The following is a 24,148-nucleotide window of genomic DNA, read 5'->3' as shown; positions in this document are numbered from 1 at the left end:
CAGTAATTGTTTCTATCTGAGCAGGTGACGGGTTCGACCGGCCGTCACGCAGTGCGCAACACAACAACAAGACAGGCGTTTTTTTCAAATTCTGCCGGCACACTCAGCTCTCGAGGTCAGATCCCACCATGAACAAACACGTTGCAGATATCAAACGTTGGCGCGTGCAGATTTTTGCCATCACCTGGCTGGCCTACGCCGCGTTCTACTTCACCCGCAAAGCCTTTTCGGTGGCCAAGCTCGGCATCGCCGAAGACCCAAGCTTTACTCTCGACAAAATGGCCATGGCCAACCTCGACGCCATCTACCTGACCGCCTACGCATTCGGGCAATTTACCTGGGGCATGCTCGCCGACCGCTTCGGCCCGCGGGTGGTGGTGCTCGGCGGCCTGGTGATTTCTGCCGCCGCTGCCGTGGTGATGGGCAGTTACGCGACCTTCCCGATCTTTGCTACCTGCATGCTGGTCCAGGGCCTGGCGCAATCGACCGGCTGGGCCGGGCTGTGCAAGAACATCGGCAGCTTCTTCCCCTCGTCCCAGCGCGGGCGGGTACTGGGGCTGTGGAGTTCATGCTATGCCTTTGGCGGCCTGGTGGCCTCGCCGTTCGCCGGCTGGTGGGCCTACACCCTGATCGGCAGCTGGCATGCGGCGTTCATCTCCAGCGCGGCGGTGGTGGCGCTGGTAGCGGTGCTGTTCTTCATCTTCCAGCGCAACAAGCCTGAAGACGTCGGTTTGCCGGCGGTGGAGCCGGAGCCTGAGAGCATGGTGCCGGGCTCGACGATTTGCAGCATCTGGGCGCCGTTGCGCGAGATCCTGCGCAACCGCACGGTGCTGACCCTGGGGCTGGCGTACTTTCTGTTAAAACCTGCGCGCTACGCGATTCTGCTCTGGGGCCCGGTGATCGTCTTCGAACAGATGCCGTCGGTGGGCAAGGTTGGCGCGGCAATCATCCCCACCGCCTTCGAGCTGGCCGGCTTGCTCGGCCCGATCATGATTGGCCTGGCCTCGGACAAACTCTTCGGCGCCCGGCGCATGCCGGCCTGCGTGATCAGCCTGGTGGTGCTGACCGTGGTGCTCGGGCTGTTCATGGCCGCCCTGCATACCGGCAGCGTATTGCTGGTGGTGGCTTTGCTGTTTGTCATGGGCCTGACCCTGTACGGGCCAGACTCGATGATCAGCGGCGCTGCCGCCATCGACTTCGGCACCGCCAAGGCCGGCGCCACTGCCGCAGGCTTCGTCAACGGCTGCGGTTCGGTCGGGGCGATTCTCGGCGGCCTGCTGCCGGGTTACTTCGACAGCGTCACGGTGTTCATTGTCTTTGCCGGTTGTGCGCTGTTTTCCGCCCTGGTGCTGCTGCCGCACTGGAACAGCCGCCCGGCCAGCCCCGAGCACACCCCGGCCGTTGCCCCCAACACGGCCATGGCGATCAAACCGCTGCGTACTTGAACCTATAAGGAAACCGACATGAGACCGTTCTGGCTGCAACAGGCGCTGGACCAGGAAGTTGCACCCGCGTGCCCGCCGCTGGCGGCTGATACCGACTGCCAGGTGTGCATCGTCGGGGGCGGCTACACCGGCCTGTGGACGGCGCTCATGCTCAAGGAGCACAACCCGGCGCTGGATGTGGTGCTGATCGAGGCCGACATCTGCGGCGCCGGCGCCAGCGGGCGCAACGGCGGCTGCGCGCTGTCGTGGTCGGCCAAGTACTTCACCCTCCAACGGCTGTTCGGGGCGCAGGAGGCGGTGCGCCTGGTCAAGGCTTCGGAGCAGAGCATCTACGCCATCGGCGAGTTCTGCCAGGCCCATGGCATCAACGCCGACTACCGCCTGGACGGCACCTTGTACACGGCCACCAATCGCGCCCAGGTCGGCGCCACCGATGGCGTGATTGCAGCGCTTGAGCGCCAGGGCATCAACTCGTTCCGGCGCCTGGCGGTTGCGCAGGTGCAGCGTCTGGCAGGCTCGGCCAAGCACCTGGAAGGCTGGTTCTCGCCGGCCGCTGCCACGGTACAACCGGGCAAGCTGGTGCGCGGGCTGCGCCGGATCGCTTTGCAAAAGGGCGTGCGCATTTATGAGGGCACGGCCATGAGCGGTTTGCAGCAAGGGCCGCAGGCGCTGGTCGAAACCGCCCGTGGCAACATCCGCGCCGGTCGCGTGGTGCTGGCCCTCAACGCCTGGATGGCGCGGGCCTTCCCGCAGTTCGAGCGCAGCGTGGCGATCGTCTCCAGCGACATGATCATCACCGAGCCGCAACCGCAGTTGCTCGAGCAGATCGGCCTGACCAGCGGCATCAGCGTGCTCGATTCGCGGATCTTCGTGCATTACTACCACAACACCAGCGATGGCCGGCTGATGCTCGGCAAGGGCGGCAATACCTTCGCCTATGGCGGGCGGATGCTGCCGGTGTTCGACCAGCCATCGCCCTATGAGCCGTCGCTGCGCCGCAGCCTTGGCGAGTTCTTCCCGGCCCTGGCCCAGGTGCCGATTGCCGCGACCTGGAACGGGCCGTCGGACCGTTCGGTGACCGGCTTGCCGTTTTTTGGCCGGCTCAATGGCCAGGGCAACGTGTTTTACGGCTTTGGCTACTCGGGCAGCGGCGTCGGCCCCTGCCACATGGGCGGGCAGATCCTTTCGTCGCTGGCCCTGGGCCTGGACAACCAATGGACCCGCTCGCCGCTGGTCAACGGCCCGCTGGGCTATTTCCCGCCGGAGCCGATCCGCTACCTGGGCTCGCTGATGGTGCGCAATGCCATCCGTCGCAAGGAGCAGGCCGAAGACAACGGCCGCCGCCCGCGCCACCTTGACGTGCGCCTGGCGCGTTTTGCCGCTGCTGCGGGCAAGGCCGACAAGGGCTGAAGGGTTTTTTTGTCGATGGCCTGCGGAGCGTATAAACTGCTTGCCACTTTGGCCGGTCGCTACCTGAACCGGCACCTGAAACAAGAGAGTCGAGATGGGCGCACAGTGGAAAGCCAAGCATAGAGAAGTCGCAGCCAACGCCAAAGGCAAGATCATGGGCAAGCTGTCCAAAGAGATCCAGATCGCGGCCAAGTCCGGCGCCGACCCGGACATGAACCCGCGCCTGCGCCTGGCCATCGAGCAAGCCAAAAAGGCTTCGATGACCCGCGAGACCCTTGAGCGTGCCATCCGCAAGGGTGCCGGCCTGGACGGCGACGCGGTGCAGTACACCGCCGTCACCTACGAAGGTTTTGCCCCGCACCAGGTGCCGCTGATCGTCGAGTGCCTGACCGACAACGTCAACCGCACCGTGGCGCAAATCCGCGTACTGTTCCGCAAGGGCCAGCTGGGCGCTTCGGGTTCGGTGGCCTGGGACTTCAACCACGTCGGCCTGATCGAAGCCACGCCGGCCAGCCCTGACGCTGACCCGGAAATGGCCGCCATCGAAGCTGGCGCCCAGGATTTTGCCGAAGGTGAAGAAGAGGGCGCGACCCTGTTCATCACCGACACCACCGACCTCGACGCCGTGCAGAAAGCCCTGCCGGGTCAAGGCTTCACCGTGGTCTCGGCAAAAATCGGCTACACCCCGAAAAACCCGGTCAGCACCAGCACCCTGAGCGATGAGCAGATGGCAGAGGTTGAAGCCTTCCTGGAAGCCATCGACGATAACGATGACGTGCAGAACGTCTATGTAGGTCTGGCGGGTTGATGTAAGCCTTCGGCTCCCACAGGTACAGCATGCACCGGACCTGTGGGAGCTGGCTTGCCAGCGATTCAAACGCCGCGAAGTTGCTGACAGACCTCGTCGAAGCTTGGCCGGCGCATCACCTCAGGCTGCACACAATCCCGCTGCAGTGCCTTCAACACCTCGCAATCGCCCTCGCAACACGCCAGCAATTCCCCCAGCAACACCCCAAACGCCAGCACCTCGATCCGCTGCAGCGCTTCAGTCGCCACGCTGCCATCCAGCGGATGGAACGACGCCGCGCCAAAGTCCCCCAGCAAGCAGTCGCCATGCTCGTCACACAGCACGTTGTGCGCATACAGGTCGCCATGGGTGATGCCGTGCCCGTGCAAATGCGCGCCTACCGCTGCAATGGCAGCGGCCAGGCGCCGCACGCTGGCCAGGCGCAAACGCCGCTCGGGCGGATAACAGTCGCGGGTGCATGAATCCAGGCTCGGCGGCCCGGCCAGGTTGAACCAGCTCGGCTCGATCAACTGCATCACCAGCGCCGGCAGTTGCTGCGGGTGGTTGTCGATGCGCCCGGCCAGGCGCACCAGTTGCGGGTGATTGCCGGCGGCAATGCAGGCGCTCATTTCGTTGAGCGGCAAGCCGTCGCTGGTGATCTCGCCCTTGTACAGCTTGACCGCCACCGGTGCGCTCTGCTGCTGCCAGCGCGCCTGGTGAATGACCCCTGACGCGCCCTGGCCCAATACCTGTTCAAGGTCGATCTGCTGCCAGTCAATCACCTGGCAATGGCCAGGATCTTGCGGTGTGCAGTAGCCCGCCGCCATGGGGTTGCCGGCGTAGGCCAGCCAGGCCAGGCGCGGCATCTGCAGCAACCAGTCGGGCAGGGCCGGCAGCCGGTTGGCCGACAGGCGCAGCAGTTCTAGCCTGGTGCAGCGCGCAAGGCTCGCCGGCAGTTCGCGCAGGCGGTTGCCGGCAAGCATCAGCTTTTGCAGGTGCGGGCAATCGCCCAATGCCTCGGGCAAGTATTCGATGCGATTGTCGGTCAGCACCAGGGCCCGCAGCCGTGGTGGCAACGCGGCGCCGCTGACCTGCTCGATCTGGTTGCTCTTGAACCCGACCATTTCCAGCATCGGGCACTGGCCGATGCCGTCGGGCAGGTGGCGAAAGCGGTTCTGCGAGCAGAACAGCACCTTGAGCTGGTGCAGCCGGCCCAAGTCTTCGGGCAGGTCGCTTAGGTTGTTACCGGTCAGGTTGAGTACCTGCAGGCTCTCGGCCAGGTCGAAAATTTCCCGGGGGAAGTGTTCCAGCCCGCAGGCCAGGTCGAGGCGGGTAATGCCCGCCAGACGGCCGGCTTTGAGGTCTTCAAGGGTATGCATGGGGTTGGCGGCAGGCTCGTAAATAAACGCCGGTCATCATACCGGCAAGATGCGACTTAAGTCCCATGGCAGACTGACAACTGCGGTCCATACTCGAAGCTCGCCCTTTATTAATAACAACAAGTTCAGGGTTCTACATTCGATGACATACCAGCACAGCTACGCCCGCTCCATCGCCGATCCTGCCGCCTTCTGGGCCGAACAGGCCGATCACCTGGCCTGGTACCGCAAGCCCCTGCAAACCCTTGTTGAAAATGCCGATGGCAGCCACCAGTGGTTCGCCGACGGCCGTCTCAACAGCTGCTACCTGGCCCTCGACCATCAGATCGAACAGGGCCGTGGCGAGCAGACCGCGCTGATCTATGACTCGCCGGTAACCGGCAGCCAGCAGCAGTTCAGCTACAACCAGCTGCGCGATGAAGTGGCGCGCCTGGCCGGCTTGCTGCGCGAGCTTGGGGTCGAGAAGGGCGACGGGGTGATCATCTACATGCCCATGGTGCCCCAGGCGGCCATGGCCATGCTCGCCTGCGCGCGTATCGGCGCGGTGCATTCGGTGGTGTTTGGCGGCTTTGCCGCCAACGAGCTGGCGCTGCGCATCGACGATGCCCGGCCCACCCTGCTGCTGACTGCTTCGTGCGGGCTGGAATTCGACCGGGTCGTCGACTACAAGCCGCTGGTCGACCGCGCCTTGCAGCTGGCCAAACACCAGCCGCGCCAGGTGCTGGTGCTGCAACGCCCGCAAGCCACCGCAACCCTGGTCGAAGGCCGCGACCTCGACTGGCTCGAAGCGGTGGCCACGGCCAGAGCAGTGGCGCCGGTGGAACTGGCCGCCGCTGACCCGCTGTACATCATGTATACCTCGGGCACCACCGGCAAACCCAAGGGGATCGTGCGCGAAAACGGCGGCAACGCCGTGGCCCTGAGTTTTGCCATGCGCCACATCTATGGCATGCAGGCGGGCGACGTGTGGTGGGGGATTTCCGACGTTGGCTGGGTGGTTGGCCATTCGCTGATCGTCTACGGGCCGCTGATGAATGGCTGCACCACGGTGTTCTACGAAGGCAAGCCGATCCGCACCCCGGATGCCGGCGCCTACTGGCGGGTGGTCGAGCAGTACCGGGTCAACGGCCTGTTCTGCGCGCCCACCGCCATGCGCGCGATCCGCAAGGAAGACCCCGACGGCGAATTGCTGCGCCGCTATGACCTGAGCTCCCTGCGCCAGCTGTTTCTGGCCGGCGAGAAGCTTGATTCCAGCACCCATCAATGGCTGGAGGCCACCAGCGGCAAGACCGTCCACGACCACTGGTGGCAGACCGAAACCGGCTGGCCGGTGACCGCACCGTGCGTGGGTATGGAGGGCAGTGCAGCGCGGCCGGGCTCGAGCAACCGGGCGGTGCCGGGCTACAACGTACAGGTGCTGGATGATGACGGGCATCTGCTCGGCGCCAACCAGCAAGGCTCGATCGTCATTGCCTTGCCGCTGCCGCCTGGCTGCAGCCAGACCTTGTGGGGCGACCACCAGCGCTACCTGGATGCCTACCTGAAGACCTACCCCGGCTATTACCACACCGGCGACGGCGGCTATCTGGATGAAGACGGTTTCGTCTACATCATGGGCCGCACAGACGACGTCATCAACGTCTCCGGCCATCGCCTGTCTACCGGCGAGATGGAAGACCTGGTGGCCCGCCATCCGGCGGTGGCCGAATGCGCGGTGATCGGCGTGCACGACGAGATCAAGGGCCAGGTGCCGCTGGCGCTGGTGGTGCTCAAGGACGGCCAGGACATTGCCCAGGCGCAGTTGCAGAGCGAGCTGGTGGCCAGCGTGCGCGAGCAGATTGGTGCGCTGGCCTGTTTCAACCAGGTGCGGGTGGTCAAGCGCCTGCCCAAGACCCGCTCGGGCAAGATCCTGCGCGCAGTGCTGCGCAAGATTGCCGATCAGCAGCCGTATACACCGCCTTCGACCCTGGATGATCCGGCGGTGTTGGTGGAGATTGAAGCGGTGTTGGCGAGCCTGGCGCGGGTTGGGTAGGGCTTTCATCGCGGGTCAAGCCAGCGCCCACAGATCTCAGCCGCCAGCCTGGCGCAACTGCCCCAACCGGCTACGGGTGCGGGCCAGGTCGCTGGCGCTGCCGCCCAGGCTTGCGGCCAGCGGCAGGCTGCCGATCAGCACCAGGTGCTTGTCCTGGTCGTAGAGCACGTCCACCAGGTTGACGAAGCGCTGCTGGGCGGCAATCGAGCAGTCTTCAAGGTTCGGCAGGCAGTCGATGATCCAGTGGTCAAAACGCCGCGCCAGCTCCAGGTAGTCGATCACCGCCGTGGGTTGCTCGCACAGCTCGACAAAATCAAACCCCACCGTGCGCTGCTCGCTCAGGCGGGCGCGCAGTGTGCGCTTGCCTACCTCCAGTAAAACCGGTGCGTCACCCGGCTCGGGCAACTGCAGGGCCTGGCGCTGTTCGCGGCTGCCCGGCCACAGGTAATGGCCCTGGGTAAAGCGCTGCTGGCCAGCCGCGCTGGGCAGGCTGCGAAAGTCTTGCTCGCCGCCGACTTCCAGCACCTGCATCCGGCTGTTGATCAGGCGGATCACCGGCTCGAAACGCTGGTGATACAACGGGTTGGGCAGCAAGCCTTGCGGCGCGTAGTTGGAGGTTACCAGGAGAAAAATCCGCCGCTCGAACAAGGCCTGAAATAACCGGGTGATGAGCATGGCATCGCCGATGTCATGCACGTGGAACTCGTCGAAACACAGCACCTGGCAGTCGTCGAGCAACTCATCCAGGGTGCAGGCCAGGGCGTCGTCCTGCTGGCAATGATCAAACATGCCCTGGTGCAGGCGGGCGAAAAAGTCATGAAAGTGCAGGCGGCGCTTGCGCGCCTGGGGCAGGGCCTGGAAGAAACCGTCGAGCAGCCAGCTTTTGCCGCGCCCGACCGCGCCGTACAGGTATAGGCTGCGCGCCTGGCCGCTCTCAATTTGCGCTGCCTGGGCCGCCATATGTTCGATGACGTGTAACTGGCCGGCGCTCAGGGTGTAGCCGCGGGCTTGGGCCTTGGCGGCAAAATGCTGACGAACGGTCGCCGCCACGCTGTTGTCTTCGGCCACCGGCGTGCGTAAGCGACGCCAGGCGCGCAACGGCGAACGTATCCAGGAAGGGGGCAGGGCAGGCAAACCGGGCTCCTCGGGGCAACGGCACTCAAGGGCCAGCTTGAGCGAGGGCGGCTAATTTAACCAATGTGAATAAGGCCGGCCAGCGATCTCTGAACGGGATAAGTGATGGCTTCTATCGCGGGGCAAGCCCGATCCTACAGATAGATCTTGTACGGGGCTTATACATTTCCCTGCAAACTGGCAGGTTTTTCCTTCACTGCTACCCTCAAGGTCAGATCACTCCTGCGTTGAAGGATGACAAGGTGAAGGGACGCTCTTTGGCGACGCTGCTCGGGCTGAGCATGGCCAGCACGGCAGGCGCCGCCGATTTCATGGTTGAAGTCAAAGTGCAAGTGGAGCGCGGCTGCCTGCTTATCCACCAGCCCCGCGATGCCGGCGCCCAGGCCTTGGGCGTGCTCGATTTCGGCCGCACGGCGCGGCTGGACGACCCGGCCGGCCCGCTCAGCAGCCAGTTGCTCGCGCTACGCCCGCCACGCCTGGAATGCAACCCAGACACCGCTTACCAGGTGCAGGTCGATGGCGGCCAGCACGGCGGTATCGGCGAGGTGCGTTACCTGGCCAGCAACCAGCCTGCGGCGAAACCCATACCCTACCGTTTGTACCAGGACCCGGCCTGGCGCCTGCCGCTGCCGGTCAATGTTGCCCAGTATGCGCGGGTGCCCGATTCGGGCTCGGTGGCGCTGCCATTGTATGCGCGTATCGAGCGCCTGGCCGAGGTGCCGGCGGTAGGGCGTTATTCGGACCTGCTCAAAGTCACCGTCACCTGGTAACCGGGGTGGCGCCTGCTAAAGGAACTGGCAGTATGAAAGGGATAATGCTGTTGACGCTTGGCCCGCTGCTGTTGCTCAGCCCCGATGCTTTCGCGGCCATGAGCGGGCATATCCAGGCGCGCCTGGTGATCAGCAGCGCCTGCCAGATCAGCGGCGGGCCGGGCACCCTGGAAACCCCCGGCGGCGGTGTGCTGGATTTTGGCAGCCAGGGCCCGAGCTGGACCAACCCGCTGCGTTCCGGCATCGAAGAGGCCACCGGTGACGGCAGCCTGCAGGTGCGCTGCAACCCGGCGGTGCGCGCCTTTACCGTGAGCATCAACGGCGGCGCCAACGGTGATGGCGCCACCCGGCGCCTGAGCAATGGCCGCGAGCTGATCCCCTATGAGCTGTCCGCCGACCCGTCGGGCCGGGCCCGTTACAACATCGGCCAGACCCGCAACTTTTCGGTCAGCAGCGCCGCGCAGATTCCGATTCCAATCTACGGTGCAGTAGTCGCCCATCCCAAGGCGCTACCGGCCGGCATTTACCGCGACACCCTGATGGTGACCCTGGACTGGTAACACGCAAGGAGTGACTCATGCACCCGAACCTCTCACGCTTGATTTTCGCAGGCCTAGGCCTGGCGCTCGCCACCCAGGCCCAGGCGGCCACGGTAACCGGCAACATCACCGCCACCCTGACGCTGATCGCCAGTTGCCAGGTCAACGGGGGCGGCGGTGCCAGCGGCCTGAACTTCGGTACGCTGAACTTCGGTACCCAGGAAGCGTTGTTCACCACTGCCGGCGGGCAGGTGCTGGGCGGCGGCGGTGGCGCCATGAGCATCCTCTGTTCCAGCGGCACAGTGCCGGTGATCAAGGTGCGTGCCGGCGCCCACGACAGCCAGTCGCCCGGCGGCAGCCGTGCGCTCTACGACGGCGTGGCGAATTACGTGCCCTATGATTTCTACACCGATTCAGGGCACACCCAGCTGCTGGCCATCGACGGCACCATCACCTTGCCGACCAGTACCGGCGTGGCCCAGACGGTCAACCTGTATGGCCAGGCCAAGGGCAAGGCGGGCCTGCCAGCCGGGGTGTACACCGACACGGTGGCGGTCGAGCTGAGCTTCTGAACCGTGAGCCGCGCCTTGCCCGCGCTGCTGGCCATGGTTGCCTGCTGCCTGCCGCTGCCGTTGGCGGCGGTCACCACCAGCACTTTCCAGGTCAGCGCCACGGTGGCGGCCGGCTGCCTGGTGGTGGGCGGCGTGAGCAACTACGGCAACCTCAATTTCGGCAGCTATTCGGCGCTGTCGACCAGCAGCGTCACCACCGCCCTGGGCGGCACCACGGTGACCCTGCAATGCACGCCAGGAGTGAGCTTGAGCATGAGCGTCGATGCCGGGCTGAACAGCGCCAGCGGCACGCGCAACCTCAAGCGCAGCAGCGGCACCTCGCTGGTGGCCTACCAATTGTTTCGCGACGCCGGCTTCAGTCAGAGCCTGGGCATCAACCAGAGCGTGGCGGTGAGCTACAGCGATCCGAGCACGATCAAGTTGCCGGTTTACGCCCGGGCCCAGTTGACCGGCAACCTGCCGGCCGGCAGTTACACCGATGTGGTGCAGGTGGTGCTGACCTTTTGAACGGCGCCGCCGGATGAATATGACAATAAGGAGAGTGTGCATGGAAGTAGGCGCCGGCAGTTCGCGCTTGAGCTACACCCTGTTGAGCTGCGCCCTGGCGCTGTTGTGCAGTGCGCCGTTGCAGGCCGCCACCTCGGTACTGATCTGGCCGATCGATCCGGTGCTGGAGGCCAATCAGAAAGCCGGCGCGCTGTGGCTGGAGAACCGTGGCGATGCGCCGGCCAACCTGCAGGTGCGGGTGTTCGCCTGGCGCCAGGGCGAGTTCGACGACCAGTACCAGGCCCAGCGCGAGATTATCGGCAGCCCGCCAGTGGCCAATATCGCCCCGGGGCAAAAGCAGCTGATTCGCCTGACCCGCACCGGCAGCTCGCCGGTGGGCCAGGAGCAGGCCTACCGGATCATCATCGATGAAATTCCCCCGGCCTTGCCGAGTGCGGCCAGCGCCGACAAGGCCCAGGCGGCGATCCGCTTCCAGATGCGCTATTCGGTGCCGCTGTTCGTCTATGGCGAAGGCTTGTGGGGCAAGCCTGACCCCAGTGGCCAGCGCGGTGACAGTGCGGTGGGCAAGCCGTTGCTGAGCTGGCGCCAGGTCTCTGTACAAGGCAAGCCCTATGTGGAAATCCGCAACAGCGGCCCGGTGCACGCGCGCCTGACTGACGTGGTGCTGCAGCAGGGCAGCCAGAGCCGGCCGCTGGTGGAGGGTTTGCTCGGCTATGTGCTGCCCGGCGCCAGCATGCGCTGGCCGGCGCCGCAGCCATTGGGCGCCGCTTCAGTGCTCAAGGGCCGGGTCAATGGCCAGGAGCCTGCGCAAACCCTGAGCCAGGGGCAATGAACAACAGCTAGCAGCACTACAGGGGCCAGGGAGGACCCGGTAATGGTCGGATACTGTGTGTGAGCATCTCTTCGGCGCTGCGGGCCTGTGGCCTGACCGTGCTGGGCTGTGGTTCGCTGCTGGCTGGCGAGCTGCCGCCGCCCCCGGCCAGCCTCGAGGCGGTCGCCGATGCGCCGTTGTTCCTGGAACTGCTGGTCAACCAGATGAGCAGCCCTGAACTGGTGGCGGTGCAGCAGCGCGCCGGGCGCCTGTACATGGCCACCGCCGACCTGCAGGCGGCTGGCATCGAGCTGCCCGGCGAGTATGGCGACGAAGTGGCGCTGGACAGCATTCCCGGCCTGCACAGCGACTACGACAGCCAGGGTCAGCGCCTGATGCTGCAGGTACCACCGGCCTGGTTGCCGACCCAGCGCATCGGCAGCCGCCAGTTGTACCCGGCCAGCGAAGCGCGCAGCAGTTTTGGCGCCTTGCTCAACTATGACCTGTACTTCAACGATACCGACGACGGTGGCCGCTACCTGGCGGCCTGGAACGAGCTGCGCCTGTTCGACAGCTGGGGCACGCTGTCGACCACCGGCCAGTGGCGTCAGTCCTTGGGCGGCAACGACTACGCCGACAGCCAGGAGGGCTTTCGCCGCTACGACACCACCTGGCGCTACACCGACGAAGCGCGCCTGCTGACCCTGGAAGTCGGCGACGTGCTCAGCGGCGCCTTGCCCTGGACCAGTTCGGTGCGCCTGGGCGGCCTGCAACTGTCGCGCGACTTTGCCGTGCGCCCGGACCTGGTCACCTACCCATTGCCGGCCTTCGCCGGGGAAGCGGCGGTGCCGTCCTCGGTAGACCTGTTCATCAACGGCTACAAGAGCTCCAGCGCCGATTTGCAGCCGGGCCCCTACACCTTGACCAACGTGCCGTTCATCAACGGCGCCGGCGAGGCGGTGGTGGTGACCACCGATGCCCTCGGCCGGCAGGTGTCGACCACCTTGCCGTTCTACGTCACCAGCAGCTTGTTGCAGAAGGGCCTGGCGGATTTCTCGCTGGCCGCCGGCAGCCTGCGCCGGGACTACGCGCTTCGCGACTTTGCCTATGGCCCGGGGGTGGCCGCCGCCAGCCTGCGCTACGGCCTGAGCGACAGTTTCACCCTCGAAAGCCACGCCGAGGCGGCCGAGTCCCTGGCCCTCGGCGGGCTGGGCGGCAACTGGCAGGTGGGCAACTGGGGCGTGGTCAATGCGGCGCTGAGCCAGAGCAGCTTCGACAGCCGCAGCGGCCAGCAACTGAGCGTCGGCTACCAGTACAACAGCCAGCGCCTGGGCTTCAACTACCAGCGCCTGCAACGGCGCGGCGACTACGCCGACCTGTCGCTGGTCGACAGCCCCTACACGCGCCTGAGCCAGCGCAGCGAACAGGTGACCATGAGCGTCAACCTCGAACGCTACGGCAGCCTCGGCGCCGGTTACTTCGATGTGCGCGCCGGCGACAACTCGCGCACCCGTTTGCTCAACCTCAGCTGGAGCAAGCCGCTTTGGCGCAACAGCAGCCTGTACCTGTCGGCCAACCGCGAAATCGGCGACAGCCAGTGGGCGGTGCAGGCGCAACTGGTGATTCCGTTCGACCTGCGCGGCACCCTGAGTTTTAGCGTCGAGCGCAACAAGGAAGGCCAGAACCAGCAACGGGTCAACTACAGCCGCGCGGTGCCCAGCGAAGGTGGTTTGGGCTTCAACCTCGGTTACGCCGACGGCGACCGTGAGGCTTACCGCCAGGCCGACGTCACCTGGCGCCTGCAGTCGGTGCAACTGCAGGCCGGCGCCTATGGCAGCAGCGACAGCATGACCCGCTGGGCCGATGCCAGCGGTTCACTGGTGTGGATGGACGCCGGGGTGTTCGCCGCCAACCGCATCGACGATGCCTTCGTGGTGGTCAGTACCGAGGGATTTGCCGAGGTGCCGGTACGCTACGAAAACCAGCTGGTTGGGCGCACCGACAAGAACGGCCACCTGCTGGTGCCCTGGAGCAGCGCCTACTACCGCGCCAAGTACGAGATCGACCCCATGGAGCTGCCGGCCAACGTCCAGAGCCCGCAGGTCGAGCAACGGGTGGCGGTGCGCCGGGGCAGCGGCTACCTGCTGGAATTCCCGCTGCAACGGGTGGTGGCGGCGAGCATCGTCCTGGTCGATGGCAACCATAAGGAACTGCCCCTGGGTAGCCAGGTGCGCCATGAGCAGAGCGGGGCGCTGGCGGTGGTCGGCTGGGACGGGCTGGTGTACCTGGAAGGGCTGGCCGCGGACAACAGCCTGCAGGTGCAGATCGCCAACGGCGGCAGTTGCCGGGTGCAGTTCAAGCTGGCGCCCGAGCAGGACCAGGTGCCGCTGATCGGCCCGCTGGTGTGCCAATGAAGCGCCTGCTGATGCTCCTGGCCTTGCTCGCCAGCCCCCAGGTGCACGCGTTGTGCTCGGTGATCGATACCGCGCCGGCAAGCTTTGGCAGTGTCAGCTCGACCCTGGTGCGCACCACCGTGCAGTCGGCCTCGACCCTCAATGGCGGGCTGCAATGCACCGGCTCGCTGGTCAGCCTGCTGGCCAGCGACGATCACTTCTACGCCACTTTCACCCCACCGGCCGGCAGTACCGGCCTGCTCGGCCCCACGGGCGATGTGATCGGCTACACCCTGTACGCCAACAACACCACCAACTACCCGATCGCCCGCAGCCTGCCTTACGACTTTGCCCGCAACGGCATCCTCGATGCCTTGGGCCTGCTCAACGGCACCACGCCCAAGTCGGTGCCGCTCTACCTCAAGAGCCTGAGCGGCAGCAACGTCGCCGCCGGCCTTTATCAGGAAGTCCTGACGGTGTACTGGAACATCAGCTACTGCTGGGGCATCGGCATCGGCAGCATCTGCCTGGGCCGGCAGAACCTCACCGGCACCACCAGCCTGACCGTGAGCCTGACGGTCACCAATGACTGCCAGATCACCAGCCCCAACATCAGCTTCGGCAGCGCGCCGGTGGTCGGCGGCTTCAGCACGGTCAACAGCAACGTCAATGTCTCCTGCACCAAGGGCAGCAACTACACCGTGGGCCTGGACGATGGCCAGAATGTCTCCGCCGGGCGCCGGCGGATGAAGTCGGCGGCCAACAACTATATGGCCTATGACATCTTCAAGAGCGCCGGCAGCGTGCGCTGGGGCAGCGTCACCACGGCCCGGCGGGCCAGCAGCGACGCCGATATCAACCCCGGTGTGGGCACCGGCACCGGCAGCCAGATCTTCAACTACAACGCCAAGGTCTACACCGACCAGAGCACACCGCCCGCCGGTACCTACCTGGACAACGTGATACTCGACGTGCAGTTCTGAGCCCGCGCGCCTTCGCTCAGCCACCAGTAACCCAGGGCCACGGCATTGAGCAGCGCGCCATAGGCACACACCAGCAGCCAGCCGCCCCAGGCATAGGCCAGGGTCGAGGTCAGCGCGCCGAAGGCACTGCCCACCGAGTAGAACAGCATGTAGGCAGCGGTCAGCCGGCTGTGGGTGGCTTCAGGCAGGCGGTAGATCAGGCTCTGGCTGGCGACGTGCACGGCCTGTAGGCCCAGGTCGAAGACCACCACGCCGAGCAGCAGCGCCCACAGCGAATATTCAGTCAGGGCGATGGCCGCCCAGGACGCCAGCATCAACACCAGCGAGCCACCACTGACCCACTGGCCCAGGCCGCGATCCACCAGCGCCCCGGCCCGCGCCGCCGCCAGCGCGCCTGCCGCGCCCGCCAGGCCGAACAGGCCCACTTCGCTGGTCGACAACGACAGCGGCGGGGCGCTCAGGGGCAACACCAGCGGCGTCCACAGCACCATCGCCGAGGCGAAGCTGAGCAGGGCCAGCACTGAGCGCCGGCGCAGCAGCGGTTCATCGCGCAGCAGCAACGCCAGTGAATGCAGCAGCTCGCGGTAACTGCCCGCCGCTTGCACCGGTTGTTGCCGAGGCAGCACGCGCCAGAGCAAGGCGGCAATCACCAGGGTCAAGGCCGCCGACAGCCAGTAGATCGAGCGCCAGCCGGCGAGGTCAGCCATGGCCCCGGACAAGGTACGCGCCAGCAGGATGCCGATGACGATGCCGCTGGTAATCACCCCCACCACATGACCGCGCTCGCTGGCCGCCGACAGCGTCGCGGCATAGGCCACCAGCACCTGGGTGACCACCGCCAGCAGGCCGGTCAGGCCCATGCCCAGCAGCAGCCAGGGCGTGCTCGGCGCCCAGGCGATCAGCACCAGGGCCAGGGCCGAGAGCAGCGACTGGCCGACGATCAGTCGCCGGCGGTTGAGGCGATCGCCCAACGGCACCAGCAACAACAGGCCCAGGCCATAGCCGACCTGGGTCAGGGTCACCACCAGGCCGACCAGGCCGGGGTCGATGGCAAATTCCCGGGCCATGGCTTCGAGCAAGGGTTGCGCGTAGTAGACATTGCCCACCGCCAGGGCGCAGGCCACGGAGAACAGCAAGATGACGGCGGATGACATTCGGTGTTGGGGCTGCATGGGCTCGATCCTTCTGGTTGCATAATGAAACCAGTTGTACGCTAGAGAAACTGGTTTTATATTGCAACCACTTTCACTGGCGAGATTTCCCATGGTCCAACGTACCCGCCTGCAAGACGCCGAATGCCCGGTGGCGCGTTCCCTCGATGCCATTGGTGACTGGTGGTCGCTGCTGATCGTGCGTGACGCCTTCGATGGCCTGAAGCGCTTCAGTGAGTTCCAGCGCAACCTGGGCATGGCCAAGAACATCCTCAGCACCCGCCTGCGGCAACTGGTCGAGCACCAGATCTTCGAGCTGGTGCCGGTGTCCGAGGGCAGCGCCTACCAGGAATACGTGCTCACCGAGAAAGGCCTGGGACTGTTCCCGTTGATCGTCGGCTTGCGCCAATGGGGCGAGGCGTTCTACTTCGCCGAGGGCGAGGCCCATTCGCAACTGGTCGACCGCGAGCACGGCAAACCGGTCAAGGCCCTGCAGTTGCGCGCCGCCGACGGCCGCCTGCTCGGCCCGCACGACTGCGTGCGCCTGCCGGCCCGGGGCTGAGCCTGGCAGCCAGCTACAACCTTCACGGCAGCCACGGGCAAGACGGCCATTGCCAGCGCGCGCAGAGTAGGACCACTGTCATCCTTCTGCTCGAGGTCTTTTGCCATGTCGCTCAACGACACGCTCAGTGCGCACCTGAATCGCGGCACGGTCGGCTTTCCCACCGCCCTTGCCAGTACCATCGGCCTGATCATGGCAAGCCCGGTGATCCTCACCGCGACCATGGGCTTCGGTATCGGCGGCAGTGCCTTCGCCGTGGCCATGCTGATCGCTGTGGTGATGATGCTGGCGCAGGCGACCACCTTTGCCGAGGCGGCGTCGATCCTGCCGACCACCGGCGCGGTGTACGACTACATCAACTGCGGCATGGGGCGCTTTTTCGCCATCACCGGCACGCTCTCGGCCTACCTGATCGTCCACGTCTTTGCCGGCACCGCCGAGACCATGCTGGCCGGGGTCATGGCCCTGGTGAACTTCGAGCACCTCAACACCCTGGCCGAATCGGCCGGTGGTTCGTGGCTGCTGGGTGTCGGCTTCGTGATCATCTTCGCCATCCTCAATGCCTTTGGCGTCAGCGCCTTCGGCAAGGCCGAGATCATCCTTACCTTCGGCATGTGGACCACGCTGATGGTCTTCGGCGTGCTCGGCCTGATGGCCGCGCCGGCGGTGGAGCTGGAGGGCTGGTTCGGCGTGTCGCTGGTCGGCACGGACCTGGTGACCATTCTCTCGCTGGTGGGCATGGCCATGTTCATGTTCGTCGGCTGCGAGTTCGTTACGCCGCTGGCGCCGGATTTGCGCCAGTCGGCGAAAAGCATGCCGCGGGCCATGGCCCTGGGTCTGCTGGGGGTGGCGACGTGCATGTTCATCTATGGCGCGGCGATGAAGCGCCAGGTCGACAACGTGCTGCTCGATGCCGCCAGCGGCGTGCACTTGCTCGACACGCCCATGGCCATCCCGCGCTTTGCCGAACAGGTGATGGGCGATATCGGCCCGCTGTGGCTGGGCATCGGCTTTCTGTTCGCCGGTGCGGCGACCATCAACACGCTGATGGCCGGGGTGCCGCGGATCCTCTACGGCATGGCCGTGGACGGCGCCTTGCCCAAGGTCTTCACCTACCTGCACCCGCGCTTTAAAACGCCGCTGCTGTGTATCCTCGTCGCCGCCTTGATTCCATGCCTGCACGCCCTGTGGCTGGGCGGCAACACCGACCGCATCATGCACCTGGTGCTGGCGGCGGTGTGCGCCTGGAGCACCGCGTACCTGCTGGTGACCCTGTCGGTGGTGATCCTGCGCATCCGTCGCCCGGACCTGCCACGGGCCTATCGCTCGCCATGGTTCCCGCTGCCGCAAATCCTCTCGAGCGTCGGTATTGTCCTGGGCATGTGGTTCATCACCCCGCCGGGCATGGACCCGGCCGACATCTACGTGCCCTTTGGCCTGATGCTGGCCGGCACCGCGGTGTATGCGCTGTTCTGGACGCTACTGGTGCAGAAGGTCAACCCGTTCAAGCCGGCTTCGGTGGAAGAGGTGCTGGCGCGCGAATTCGCTCATCAACCGGGGACTGCACATGGCTACTGCCCTGCGCCAACTGTGGCAAAGGCTGTCTGATCGGGCGCCGGCCGGCTATCGGCCGGGGCTGACCCTTGAAAAGCTGCAACGCAACCTCGGTCTGGACAGCTTCGAGGTGCTCGGCCCGGGCTTTGGTCGCTTCAACTGGGCCGGGCAGGCGGTGCAGGTGCGCGAGCGCTGCGAAGCGCAGTTGCTCATGCACCTGGTGCTGAGCGAATTCAGCCTGAGCCTGCCTGCCACAGGGCAGGGCAGCGCCCACCTTGAACTGCACCACAGCGGGTCGTTGCGCCGCAGCGGCCTGCGGGTTCAGCTGCGTCAGGGCGAGCCGGCGTTGCAGGCCGAACTGCAACGGCGCCTGCTGGCGGATAGCGCGTTGCTGCAGGCGCTGATGCCGCTGGACTTCAAGCGCCTGCGCCTGCACAGAAGCGACGGCCAATGGACCCTGACCCTCGAACACATCGGCGCCAGCGAGGTGGTCAACCGCCTGCCGGCCTTTCGTCGCTACATTCGCCTGAGCCCCGAGCAACGCCAGCACCTGCTGGCCACCCTGCAAGGCGTGCCGGCGCTATTGGCCGGGCTCTGACCCGGCCATCTGGCATCAAACCTGCTTTCACTCTGGCTGCTTCACGCAAGTTGCGCGCACATAGATAACATGTTAACTATTGCCCAACAAAAACAAGATGCCATTGTGGAGGTACCCATGAGTATCCATCACGCCAGCAGCCCTGCGCTGGAACGCTGGAACGCAACGATGCAGAACATCTGCGGGGTGTACGAGACGGAACTGGCGTTCAACCCCTCGCTGTTCATCGGCGAGATTTCCACCTGGTCGCGCGGCGGCCTGGCCCTGGCCAACCTGCGTACCAACGCCGGGCTGATCCGCCGCAAGGGCCTGAACAGCGACCGCGACAACGACCAGCATTGCTTTCTGGTCAGCCAGCGCACCGGCTTCTCGCAGATCACCCAGAACGGCGTCAGCATCCAGCTGGCGCCCGGCGAAATGCTCCTGATGGACGCCGCCGGTGCCTGCGAAATCATGCCCTTCGGCCTGATCGAGCACGCTTCGCTGTCGCTGTCGCGAGCCGAGGTGTGCAAGCAGCTGGGCAGCGACAGCCGCACCTTCGGCAAGATCTCCCAGACCCGCGCCTGCGGGCGCATGCTGCACCTGCTGATGGACCAGCTGTGCAAAGAGCAAAGCGCCGGCGAAGACGAGCAGGGCGAAGGTCAGGCGCTGCACAGCGCCTTCCTGTCGCTGCTCGGTTCGGCCCTTGAAGGCAGCGACGACCTCTGCGCGTTGCCGGCCTCAATACAGGGCGCCAACCTGCGCAGTTATGTGCAAAAAGTCATCGATGACTCCCTCGGCCAGGCCAACCTGACCCCGGTCAACCTCGCCAACCGCCTGAACATTTCCGTGCGCCACCTCTACCGCCTGTTCGAAGAGCAGGGCGACAGCGTCTGCCGCTACATCCAGCGCGCGCGCCTCAAACGCAGCGCCGCCGACCTCGCCAACCCGGTGCTCAAGCGCGAGTCGATCACCACCATTGCCTACAAATGGGGCTTCACCGACTCGGCGCACTTCAGCCGCTCGTTCAAGAAGCAGTTCGAGCAGTCGCCCAAGGACTACCGCGCCAGCAGCCTGGCCTGATCAGCGTTTGATCGTTGCTGGCTTGACCGCAGGATGCGGTCTGTATAGGCTCGTCCGACCTAGCTACCTACCGATAGGTAGGTAGAGCGCCAAGCGCCAGCCAGGTCCCGTTTTTATCTGGAATCAAGCCTATGCACAGTGCAGCCTCCACGCCGACCGCCCGGGTCGGCTTCGCCATTTCCCTGGCCCTGATCGGCGCCCTCGGGCCCTCGGCGGTCGACATGTACCTGGCCAGCATGCCAAGCATCGCCAGCGAGTTCGCCACCTCTTATGCCGGGGTGCAACTGACCCTGACCGTGTTCCTCCTGGCCATGGGCGCCGGGCAGTTGTTGTTCGGGCCGTTGGTTGACACCCTCGGTCGGCGCCGGCCGTTGCTTGCCGGTTTGCTGGTATTCGTCTTGAGCTCGCTGGCCGCCGCTGCCGCGCCCGACCTCAACAGCCTGCTGCTGGCGCGTTTCATCCAGGGCCTGGGTAGCGCCCTGACCCTGGTGGTGATCATGAGCATGGTCCGCGACGTTGCCGAAGGCGCGCGGGCGGCGCAGATCTTCGCCTTGCTGATGACCATCGAAGGCCTGGCGCCGGTGATCGCCCCGGCATTGGGCGGCTTTGTCGGTGCGCACTTTGGCTGGCGGGCGATCATGCTGGTGCTGGCGGCATTGGGCGTGCTGGTGCTGATCAACTCGGCGCTGATGCTCAAGGAAACCTTACCCGAGGACAAACGCATGGCCTGGCAGCCTCGGGAGTTCTTGCGCACCTACGTACGGATCGCCCGCGACCGCCAGTTCCTGCGCCCGGCCCTGGCCTTGTCGGCGGTGTTCTTCTTCCTGTTTGCCTACATCGGCGGGGCCGCTTTCGTTTACCAGCATCACTTCGGGCTGTCGGTCGAGGCGTTCGGCACCCTGTTCGGCGCCACCGGCGTGGCCATTCTGCTCGGCGCCATCACCGCGGGCCGCCTGGTGGCGCGCAAGGGCCTGGTGCGCCTGGCCCGCTGGGGCGCGGCGTGCATGCTGGTCGGCGCCGTGCTGGTGCTGGCCGGGGCGCTGAGTGCGGCGGGGCTGGTGGGTATCGTTGCCGGCATGGCGGTTGCCATGTTCGGCCTGGGCATTGCCGAGGCCACGCTGATGTCGCTGGTGATGTCTTCGCAGAGCACCGCGCTGGGCTCGACTGCGGCGTTGCTCGGTGCCTTCCAGTTGATCATTTCGTCGTTCGCCACGCCATTGTCGGGCATCATGGCGCCTTTGGGCGCGGCGCACTGGGCGTTGCTGCTCGGCCTTTCGGCGCTGTGCGTGGCGCTGCTGGTGCACATCAGCACCCGCCATGCCGAGCCGCATGTGCAGGGCCTGGCTGGGCATTGATCCGTATTTGTTGTGGGAGACACCGCTATGAGAAGCCTGACGCCGTCGGCGGAAAAGATCTGCGCGATTGCCGTCGAGCAGTTTGCCGAGCTGGGTTATGACGCCTCGTCGCTCAACGATATCGCCGCCGCGGCGGGCATGCGCAAGCCGTCGTTGTATGCGCATTTTGCCGGCAAGGACGACCTGTTCCAGGTGGTCTATGCCCGGGCCCTGCACGCCGAGCACGAGTACCTGGAGGCGTGCTTTGCCGAGCAGGTGCCGACCGGCGAGCTGCCGGGGCAACGTTTTGCCGAGCGCTTGAACGCGCGCTACCAGGCCTCGGCGCATTTGCGCTTCATGCTGCGCACGGCGTTCTTCCCGCCCAGTGAACTGCGGCCGGTGATCTGTGCCGGCTTCGAGGCCTACCTGGCAAGGTTGGGCGAGTTGTTTGCCCAGGCGTTGCGCACGTTCGCGCCGGGGCTGGAGGAGGGGCAGCAGCGCTTGTATGGCGATGCCTACCTGGGGATCGTCGACAGTTTGAATGTCGAGTTGATCTATGCGGGGGCGGAGGCGTTCGAGCGGCGGTTGGCGGCGCTTTGGTGGATGTTCGGGATGTCGTTGGCAAAGCTTTAGGGCCTCATCGCGGGGCAAGCCCGCTCCCACAGGTTCGGTGCATGCAGTACTTGTGGGAGCTGGCTTGCCAGCGATGCTTTCAGTCAGACCACCGCAAAGTAATGCTTCACAAAGCTCTCGCTGAGAATCTCCCAGAGCACCGGCGTGCCCTTGGTCACGAACCAGCTGTCACCCACGTTGTAGGTGCGGCTCACACCCGTGGCTTCGTCGGTCAGGCGCACCTGGCCGGTGACTACCACGGCTTGTTCGTTGAACGGGTAGACCATGCGGAACTTGCCGGTGGTGGTGCCAAAGTAGGCGCTGCTGACCGGGTCGGTCGGTGCGCCGAAGGTCATTTTGCCGAAGGCGCGTACTTCGCCTTCGAGTATCTCCGAGCCCAGGTCGGCAACGGTGCCCCAGGCGTCGAGTTGGCTGAGCTGGAGGTTCGGGGTGACGGCAGTCAGGGTCATGGCAGTGTTCCTTGAGGGTTGAAAGAGTTGGGGCTTAGCGCCGGCCATTCCAGTAGCCGGACAGCTGGTGCCAGGATTTGCCGGCGGTCAGCAGCACCGAGCGCAGTTGATCTTTGGCCGGGATGGTCGGGCGTGGCACCGAGCTGATCAGGTCATAGCGCGCCGAGCCTTCGCTCATGCCTTCGGCCAGGACCTTGCAGATGATGTGGCTGGGGGTGACGCCAAAACCGGAATAACCTTGCACGTAGAAAGCGTTGCGCCGACCGGGCAGGGTGCCGATCTGCGGGAACAGGTTGGGGCTGCAGGCCATCGGCCCGCCCCAGGCCAGGTCGATCTTGACGTCCTTGAGGTAGGGGAAAATCTTCAGCATCAGGTTGCGGTTCCAGGCCTTGAGATCGCCCGGGATGTGTTCGACCAGCGGCGTGGCGGCACCAAACAGCAGGCGGTTCTCGTTGGTCACCCGGTAGTAATCGATCACCGGGCGGATGTCGCTGTAGGCCCCGCGAATCGGGCTGATGCGCTGGATCAGCTCGTCCGGCAATGGCTCGGTCATCATCTGGAAGGCGTAGGTGTTGATGGTCGAGCGGTGCAGCTCCGGCTCCAGCTTGTTGAGGAAACTGTCGCAAGCCCACAGCAGCTTGCTGGCGGTCACCGAACCGCGCCCGGTGCGCACGCGGATGCGCTCGCCGTACTGCACCTGCAGCGCCGGGCTGTTCTCGAAAATGCGCACGCCGTGTTCGCTGAGCGCCTTGGCTTCACCGAGCAACAGGTTCAGCGAGTGCACATGGCCACCGCCCATGTGCAGCAAGGCGCTGCTGTAGGCGTCGGAGCCGATGATCTGCTTGACCTCGCTGCCACCGAGAAATCGGATCTCATGCTGGGAGTTGACCGACTTGAAGTCCTTTTCCCAGGCGCGCAGGGTTTTTTCCTGGCGGGCGTTGAAGCCCATGTAGCCATAGCCGTGGCAGAAGTCGGCGTCGATGGCGTACTTGGCGATGCGGTTCTTGATGATGTCGGCGCCCAGGTCGCTGATCTCGAAGATCTGCCGCAGGCCATCGTCGCCGACGTGCTGCTTGATCTTCTCCAGGTCATGGCCGATGCCGGCCATGATCTGCCCGCCATTGCGCCCGGTGCCACCAAAGCCCAGGTAGCGGGCTTCGAGCACGACGATGTTGGTGATGCCTTTTTCCGCCAGCTCCAGGGCCGTGTTGATCCCGGAAAAGCCGCCGCCGATGATGACCACGTCGGCGTCCACGTCCTGTTCCAGGGTCGGGAAGCTCAGGTTGTATTTTTTGGTGGCGGTGTAGTAGGTCGGCGTTTCGATGTTGATCATGGCGCAGCCTGAAAAGTGAAGTACTGATGGGCTCTATTAAGGCCTTGCCCGGCGCCTGCGTCTTGACCCTGCGTGCCGCCGGCCTTGACTGCCGGTGCCAGGGCTGTGGCAAGGCGTTGATTTTGTTAAAGTGTTAACAAAGTAGCCTGATGATTAGCCTTCCCATGCCCCAGCCGCGCCCGTCGTTGACCCTGACCTTGTTGCAAGCCCGCGAAGCGGCCATGCGTTTTTTTCGCCCCTCGCTCAACCAGCACGGGCTCACCGAGCAGCAGTGGCGGGTGATCCGTATCCTGCGCCAACAGGGCGAAATGGAGATCTACCGCCTGGCGGAACTGGCCTGCATCCTCAAGCCGAGCATGACCGGCGTGCTGGTACGCATGGAGGCGGCCGGCCTGGTCAGCCGGCGCAAGGCCGAACAGGACCAGCGCCGGGTGCTGGTCAACCTGGCGCAAAAGGGCGAGGAGATTTTTGCTTCGATGAGCCAGTGCATGGAGAGCAATTACCGGCGCATTCAGGAGCAGTTCGGCGAGCAGAAGCTGCAGGCGTTGCTGGGCTTGCTGGAGGAGTTGAAGCAGGTGGGGCGGTGACTGCATCGCGGGTCAAGCCCGCTCCTACGGGATGTGCAGGAGCGGGCTTGACCCCCGCTGAGGCCCGGAAAGTCAAAAAACCGAAGGCCCACACGACCCCACAACCACAAACCCCATGAACAT

23 protein-coding genes are annotated in these 24,148 nt (G+C 65.2%); 18 read left to right on the top strand and 5 right to left on the bottom strand.

Features of this window, described 5'->3' with window-relative positions; genetic code table 11:
* Positions 1 to 128: 128 nt before the first annotated feature.
* From ACIOVF_RS01665 to ACIOVF_RS01655, 3 genes are all read left to right on the top strand, one after another.
* Positions 129 to 1,445 carry an MFS transporter gene (locus tag ACIOVF_RS01665; RefSeq protein ID WP_093381636.1) on the top strand — a complete coding sequence of 439 codons (1,317 nt, stop codon included), beginning with the start codon at positions 129 to 131 and terminating at the stop codon, positions 1,443 to 1,445.
* Between the two features lie 18 nt (positions 1,446 to 1,463).
* Entirely contained in the window at positions 1,464 to 2,855 is a 1,392-nt protein-coding gene (locus tag ACIOVF_RS01660) for an FAD-dependent oxidoreductase (RefSeq protein WP_401286946.1), read from the top strand.
* Between the two features lie 94 nt (positions 2,856 to 2,949).
* Complete coding sequence (locus ACIOVF_RS01655) at positions 2,950 to 3,663, top strand: YebC/PmpR family DNA-binding transcriptional regulator (RefSeq protein ID WP_401286943.1); 714 nt, start codon at positions 2,950 to 2,952, stop codon at positions 3,661 to 3,663.
* Between the two features lie 65 nt (positions 3,664 to 3,728).
* On the opposite strand, the gene ACIOVF_RS01650 is transcribed toward ACIOVF_RS01655, so the two are convergent.
* The gene (locus tag ACIOVF_RS01650) at positions 3,729 to 5,021 is read right to left on the bottom strand and encodes a leucine-rich repeat-containing protein kinase family protein (RefSeq protein WP_401286940.1); all 1,293 of its coding nucleotides are present in this window, start codon (positions 5,019 to 5,021) and stop codon (positions 3,729 to 3,731) included.
* Positions 5,022 to 5,163: 142 nt separating this feature from the next.
* Here ACIOVF_RS01650 and ACIOVF_RS01645 point away from each other — a divergent pair, with 142 nt between their 5' ends.
* Entirely contained in the window at positions 5,164 to 7,053 is a 1,890-nt protein-coding gene (locus ACIOVF_RS01645) for a propionyl-CoA synthetase (RefSeq protein ID WP_195884421.1), read from the top strand.
* Positions 7,054 to 7,089: 36 nt separating this feature from the next.
* Here ACIOVF_RS01645 and zapE read toward each other — a convergent pair whose 3' ends face one another.
* Positions 7,090 to 8,187, bottom strand: a complete 1,098-nt coding sequence (gene zapE, locus ACIOVF_RS01640) for a cell division protein ZapE (RefSeq protein ID WP_401286935.1) — start codon at positions 8,185 to 8,187, stop codon at positions 7,090 to 7,092.
* Positions 8,188 to 8,429: 242 nt separating this feature from the next.
* Here zapE and ACIOVF_RS01635 point away from each other — a divergent pair, with 242 nt between their 5' ends.
* From ACIOVF_RS01635 to ACIOVF_RS01605, 7 genes are all read left to right on the top strand, one after another.
* Positions 8,430 to 8,957: a spore coat U domain-containing protein gene (locus ACIOVF_RS01635; protein ID WP_401286932.1), complete on the top strand. Its 528-nt coding sequence runs from the start codon at positions 8,430 to 8,432 to the stop codon at positions 8,955 to 8,957.
* 32 nt (positions 8,958 to 8,989) lie between these two features.
* Complete coding sequence (locus tag ACIOVF_RS01630; RefSeq protein WP_195884420.1) at positions 8,990 to 9,517, top strand: spore coat U domain-containing protein; 528 nt, start codon at positions 8,990 to 8,992, stop codon at positions 9,515 to 9,517.
* A 17-nt stretch (positions 9,518 to 9,534) separates the two neighbouring features.
* Positions 9,535 to 10,068, top strand: a complete 534-nt coding sequence (locus ACIOVF_RS01625; RefSeq protein ID WP_123566347.1) for a spore coat U domain-containing protein — start codon at positions 9,535 to 9,537, stop codon at positions 10,066 to 10,068.
* Positions 10,069 to 10,101: 33 nt separating this feature from the next.
* Positions 10,102 to 10,575, top strand: coding sequence for a spore coat U domain-containing protein (locus tag ACIOVF_RS01620; RefSeq protein WP_258717200.1), 474 nt, complete (start codon positions 10,102 to 10,104; stop codon positions 10,573 to 10,575).
* A gap of 40 nt (positions 10,576 to 10,615) precedes the next feature.
* Positions 10,616 to 11,407, top strand: coding sequence for a molecular chaperone (locus ACIOVF_RS01615; RefSeq protein WP_401286928.1), 792 nt, complete (start codon positions 10,616 to 10,618; stop codon positions 11,405 to 11,407).
* A gap of 65 nt (positions 11,408 to 11,472) precedes the next feature.
* On the top strand, positions 11,473 to 13,800 hold the full coding sequence (locus ACIOVF_RS01610; RefSeq protein ID WP_401287570.1) for a fimbria/pilus outer membrane usher protein: 2,328 nt from the start codon (positions 11,473 to 11,475) through the stop codon (positions 13,798 to 13,800).
* A complete protein-coding gene (locus ACIOVF_RS01605; protein ID WP_401286925.1) occupies positions 13,797 to 14,762 on the top strand; it encodes a spore coat protein U domain-containing protein in 966 nt (321 codons plus the stop codon). The genes ACIOVF_RS01610 and ACIOVF_RS01605 overlap by 4 nt, the downstream gene beginning before the upstream one ends.
* Here the strand turns inward: ACIOVF_RS01605 and ACIOVF_RS01600 are convergent.
* Entirely contained in the window at positions 14,726 to 15,934 is a 1,209-nt protein-coding gene (locus ACIOVF_RS01600) for an MFS transporter (protein ID WP_401286922.1), read from the bottom strand. The genes ACIOVF_RS01605 and ACIOVF_RS01600 overlap by 37 nt on opposite strands.
* 91 nt (positions 15,935 to 16,025) lie before the next feature.
* Here ACIOVF_RS01600 and ACIOVF_RS01595 point away from each other — a divergent pair, with 91 nt between their 5' ends.
* The 6 genes from ACIOVF_RS01595 to ACIOVF_RS01570 all read left to right on the top strand — a co-directional run bounded on the left by ACIOVF_RS01595 (position 16,026) and on the right by ACIOVF_RS01570 (position 21,656).
* Entirely contained in the window at positions 16,026 to 16,475 is a 450-nt protein-coding gene (locus tag ACIOVF_RS01595; protein WP_213604068.1) for a helix-turn-helix domain-containing protein, read from the top strand.
* Positions 16,476 to 16,580: 105 nt separating this feature from the next.
* A complete protein-coding gene (locus ACIOVF_RS01590; protein WP_045194052.1) occupies positions 16,581 to 18,083 on the top strand; it encodes an APC family permease in 1,503 nt (500 codons plus the stop codon).
* Positions 18,043 to 18,627 carry a DUF3156 family protein gene (locus tag ACIOVF_RS01585; RefSeq protein ID WP_401286918.1) on the top strand — a complete coding sequence of 195 codons (585 nt, stop codon included), beginning with the start codon at positions 18,043 to 18,045 and terminating at the stop codon, positions 18,625 to 18,627. Before ACIOVF_RS01590 ends, ACIOVF_RS01585 begins: the two co-directional genes overlap by 41 nt.
* A gap of 117 nt (positions 18,628 to 18,744) precedes the next feature.
* Complete coding sequence (gene feaR, locus ACIOVF_RS01580) at positions 18,745 to 19,689, top strand: transcriptional regulator FeaR (RefSeq protein ID WP_195884416.1); 945 nt, start codon at positions 18,745 to 18,747, stop codon at positions 19,687 to 19,689.
* 131 nt (positions 19,690 to 19,820) lie between these two features.
* Positions 19,821 to 21,044, top strand: a complete 1,224-nt coding sequence (locus ACIOVF_RS01575; protein WP_401286915.1) for a multidrug effflux MFS transporter — start codon at positions 19,821 to 19,823, stop codon at positions 21,042 to 21,044.
* 27 nt (positions 21,045 to 21,071) lie between these two features.
* Entirely contained in the window at positions 21,072 to 21,656 is a 585-nt protein-coding gene (locus ACIOVF_RS01570; RefSeq protein ID WP_093381681.1) for a TetR/AcrR family transcriptional regulator, read from the top strand.
* 83 nt (positions 21,657 to 21,739) lie between these two features.
* Here ACIOVF_RS01570 and ACIOVF_RS01565 read toward each other — a convergent pair whose 3' ends face one another.
* Positions 21,740 to 22,105 carry a cupin domain-containing protein gene (locus tag ACIOVF_RS01565; RefSeq protein WP_045194047.1) on the bottom strand — a complete coding sequence of 122 codons (366 nt, stop codon included), beginning with the start codon at positions 22,103 to 22,105 and terminating at the stop codon, positions 21,740 to 21,742.
* 34 nt (positions 22,106 to 22,139) lie between these two features.
* On the bottom strand, positions 22,140 to 23,438 hold the full coding sequence (locus ACIOVF_RS01560; protein ID WP_093381685.1) for an FAD-binding oxidoreductase: 1,299 nt from the start codon (positions 23,436 to 23,438) through the stop codon (positions 22,140 to 22,142).
* A gap of 164 nt (positions 23,439 to 23,602) precedes the next feature.
* On the opposite strand from ACIOVF_RS01560, the gene hpaR reads away from it, so the two are divergent.
* On the top strand, positions 23,603 to 24,025 hold the full coding sequence (gene hpaR / locus ACIOVF_RS01555; protein WP_093381688.1) for a homoprotocatechuate degradation operon regulator HpaR: 423 nt from the start codon (positions 23,603 to 23,605) through the stop codon (positions 24,023 to 24,025).
* Positions 24,026 to 24,148: the final 123 nt, after the last annotated feature.

Origin of the sequence: Pseudomonas sp. NPDC087612 (genome assembly GCF_044743505.1) — a bacterium.
Lineage (GTDB): Bacteria > Pseudomonadota > Gammaproteobacteria > Pseudomonadales > Pseudomonadaceae > Aquipseudomonas.
The sequence above is the reverse complement of the archived record's forward strand: the minus strand, read 5'-3'. Positions and strand labels throughout refer to the sequence as shown.

Bases quoted from the DNA above. Each gene is read 5' to 3' on its own strand.
- ACIOVF_RS01665 (WP_093381636.1), top strand. From the start codon at position 129: ATGAACAAACACGTTGCAGATATCAAACGTTGGCGCGTGCAGATTTTT.
- ACIOVF_RS01660 (WP_401286946.1), top strand. From the start codon at position 1,464: ATGAGACCGTTCTGGCTGCAACAGGCGCTGGACCAGGAAGTTGCACCC.
- ACIOVF_RS01655 (WP_401286943.1), top strand. From the start codon at position 2,950: ATGGGCGCACAGTGGAAAGCCAAGCATAGAGAAGTCGCAGCCAACGCC.
- ACIOVF_RS01650 (WP_401286940.1), bottom strand. From the start codon at position 5,021: ATGCATACCCTTGAAGACCTCAAAGCCGGCCGTCTGGCGGGCATTACC.
- ACIOVF_RS01645 (WP_195884421.1), top strand. From the start codon at position 5,164: ATGACATACCAGCACAGCTACGCCCGCTCCATCGCCGATCCTGCCGCC.
- ACIOVF_RS01630 (WP_195884420.1), top strand. From the start codon at position 8,990: ATGAAAGGGATAATGCTGTTGACGCTTGGCCCGCTGCTGTTGCTCAGC.
- ACIOVF_RS01625 (WP_123566347.1), top strand. From the start codon at position 9,535: ATGCACCCGAACCTCTCACGCTTGATTTTCGCAGGCCTAGGCCTGGCG.
- ACIOVF_RS01620 (WP_258717200.1), top strand. From the start codon at position 10,102: ATGGTTGCCTGCTGCCTGCCGCTGCCGTTGGCGGCGGTCACCACCAGC.
- ACIOVF_RS01615 (WP_401286928.1), top strand. From the start codon at position 10,616: ATGGAAGTAGGCGCCGGCAGTTCGCGCTTGAGCTACACCCTGTTGAGC.
- ACIOVF_RS01605 (WP_401286925.1), top strand. From the start codon at position 13,797: ATGAAGCGCCTGCTGATGCTCCTGGCCTTGCTCGCCAGCCCCCAGGTG.
- ACIOVF_RS01600 (WP_401286922.1), bottom strand. From the start codon at position 15,934: ATGCAGCCCCAACACCGAATGTCATCCGCCGTCATCTTGCTGTTCTCC.
- ACIOVF_RS01595 (WP_213604068.1), top strand. From the start codon at position 16,026: ATGGTCCAACGTACCCGCCTGCAAGACGCCGAATGCCCGGTGGCGCGT.
- ACIOVF_RS01590 (WP_045194052.1), top strand. From the start codon at position 16,581: ATGTCGCTCAACGACACGCTCAGTGCGCACCTGAATCGCGGCACGGTC.
- ACIOVF_RS01585 (WP_401286918.1), top strand. From the start codon at position 18,043: ATGGCTACTGCCCTGCGCCAACTGTGGCAAAGGCTGTCTGATCGGGCG.
- feaR (WP_195884416.1), top strand. From the start codon at position 18,745: ATGAGTATCCATCACGCCAGCAGCCCTGCGCTGGAACGCTGGAACGCA.
- ACIOVF_RS01575 (WP_401286915.1), top strand. From the start codon at position 19,821: ATGCACAGTGCAGCCTCCACGCCGACCGCCCGGGTCGGCTTCGCCATT.
- ACIOVF_RS01570 (WP_093381681.1), top strand. From the start codon at position 21,072: ATGAGAAGCCTGACGCCGTCGGCGGAAAAGATCTGCGCGATTGCCGTC.
- ACIOVF_RS01565 (WP_045194047.1), bottom strand. From the start codon at position 22,105: ATGACCCTGACTGCCGTCACCCCGAACCTCCAGCTCAGCCAACTCGAC.
- ACIOVF_RS01560 (WP_093381685.1), bottom strand. From the start codon at position 23,438: ATGATCAACATCGAAACGCCGACCTACTACACCGCCACCAAAAAATAC.
- hpaR (WP_093381688.1), top strand. From the start codon at position 23,603: ATGCCCCAGCCGCGCCCGTCGTTGACCCTGACCTTGTTGCAAGCCCGC.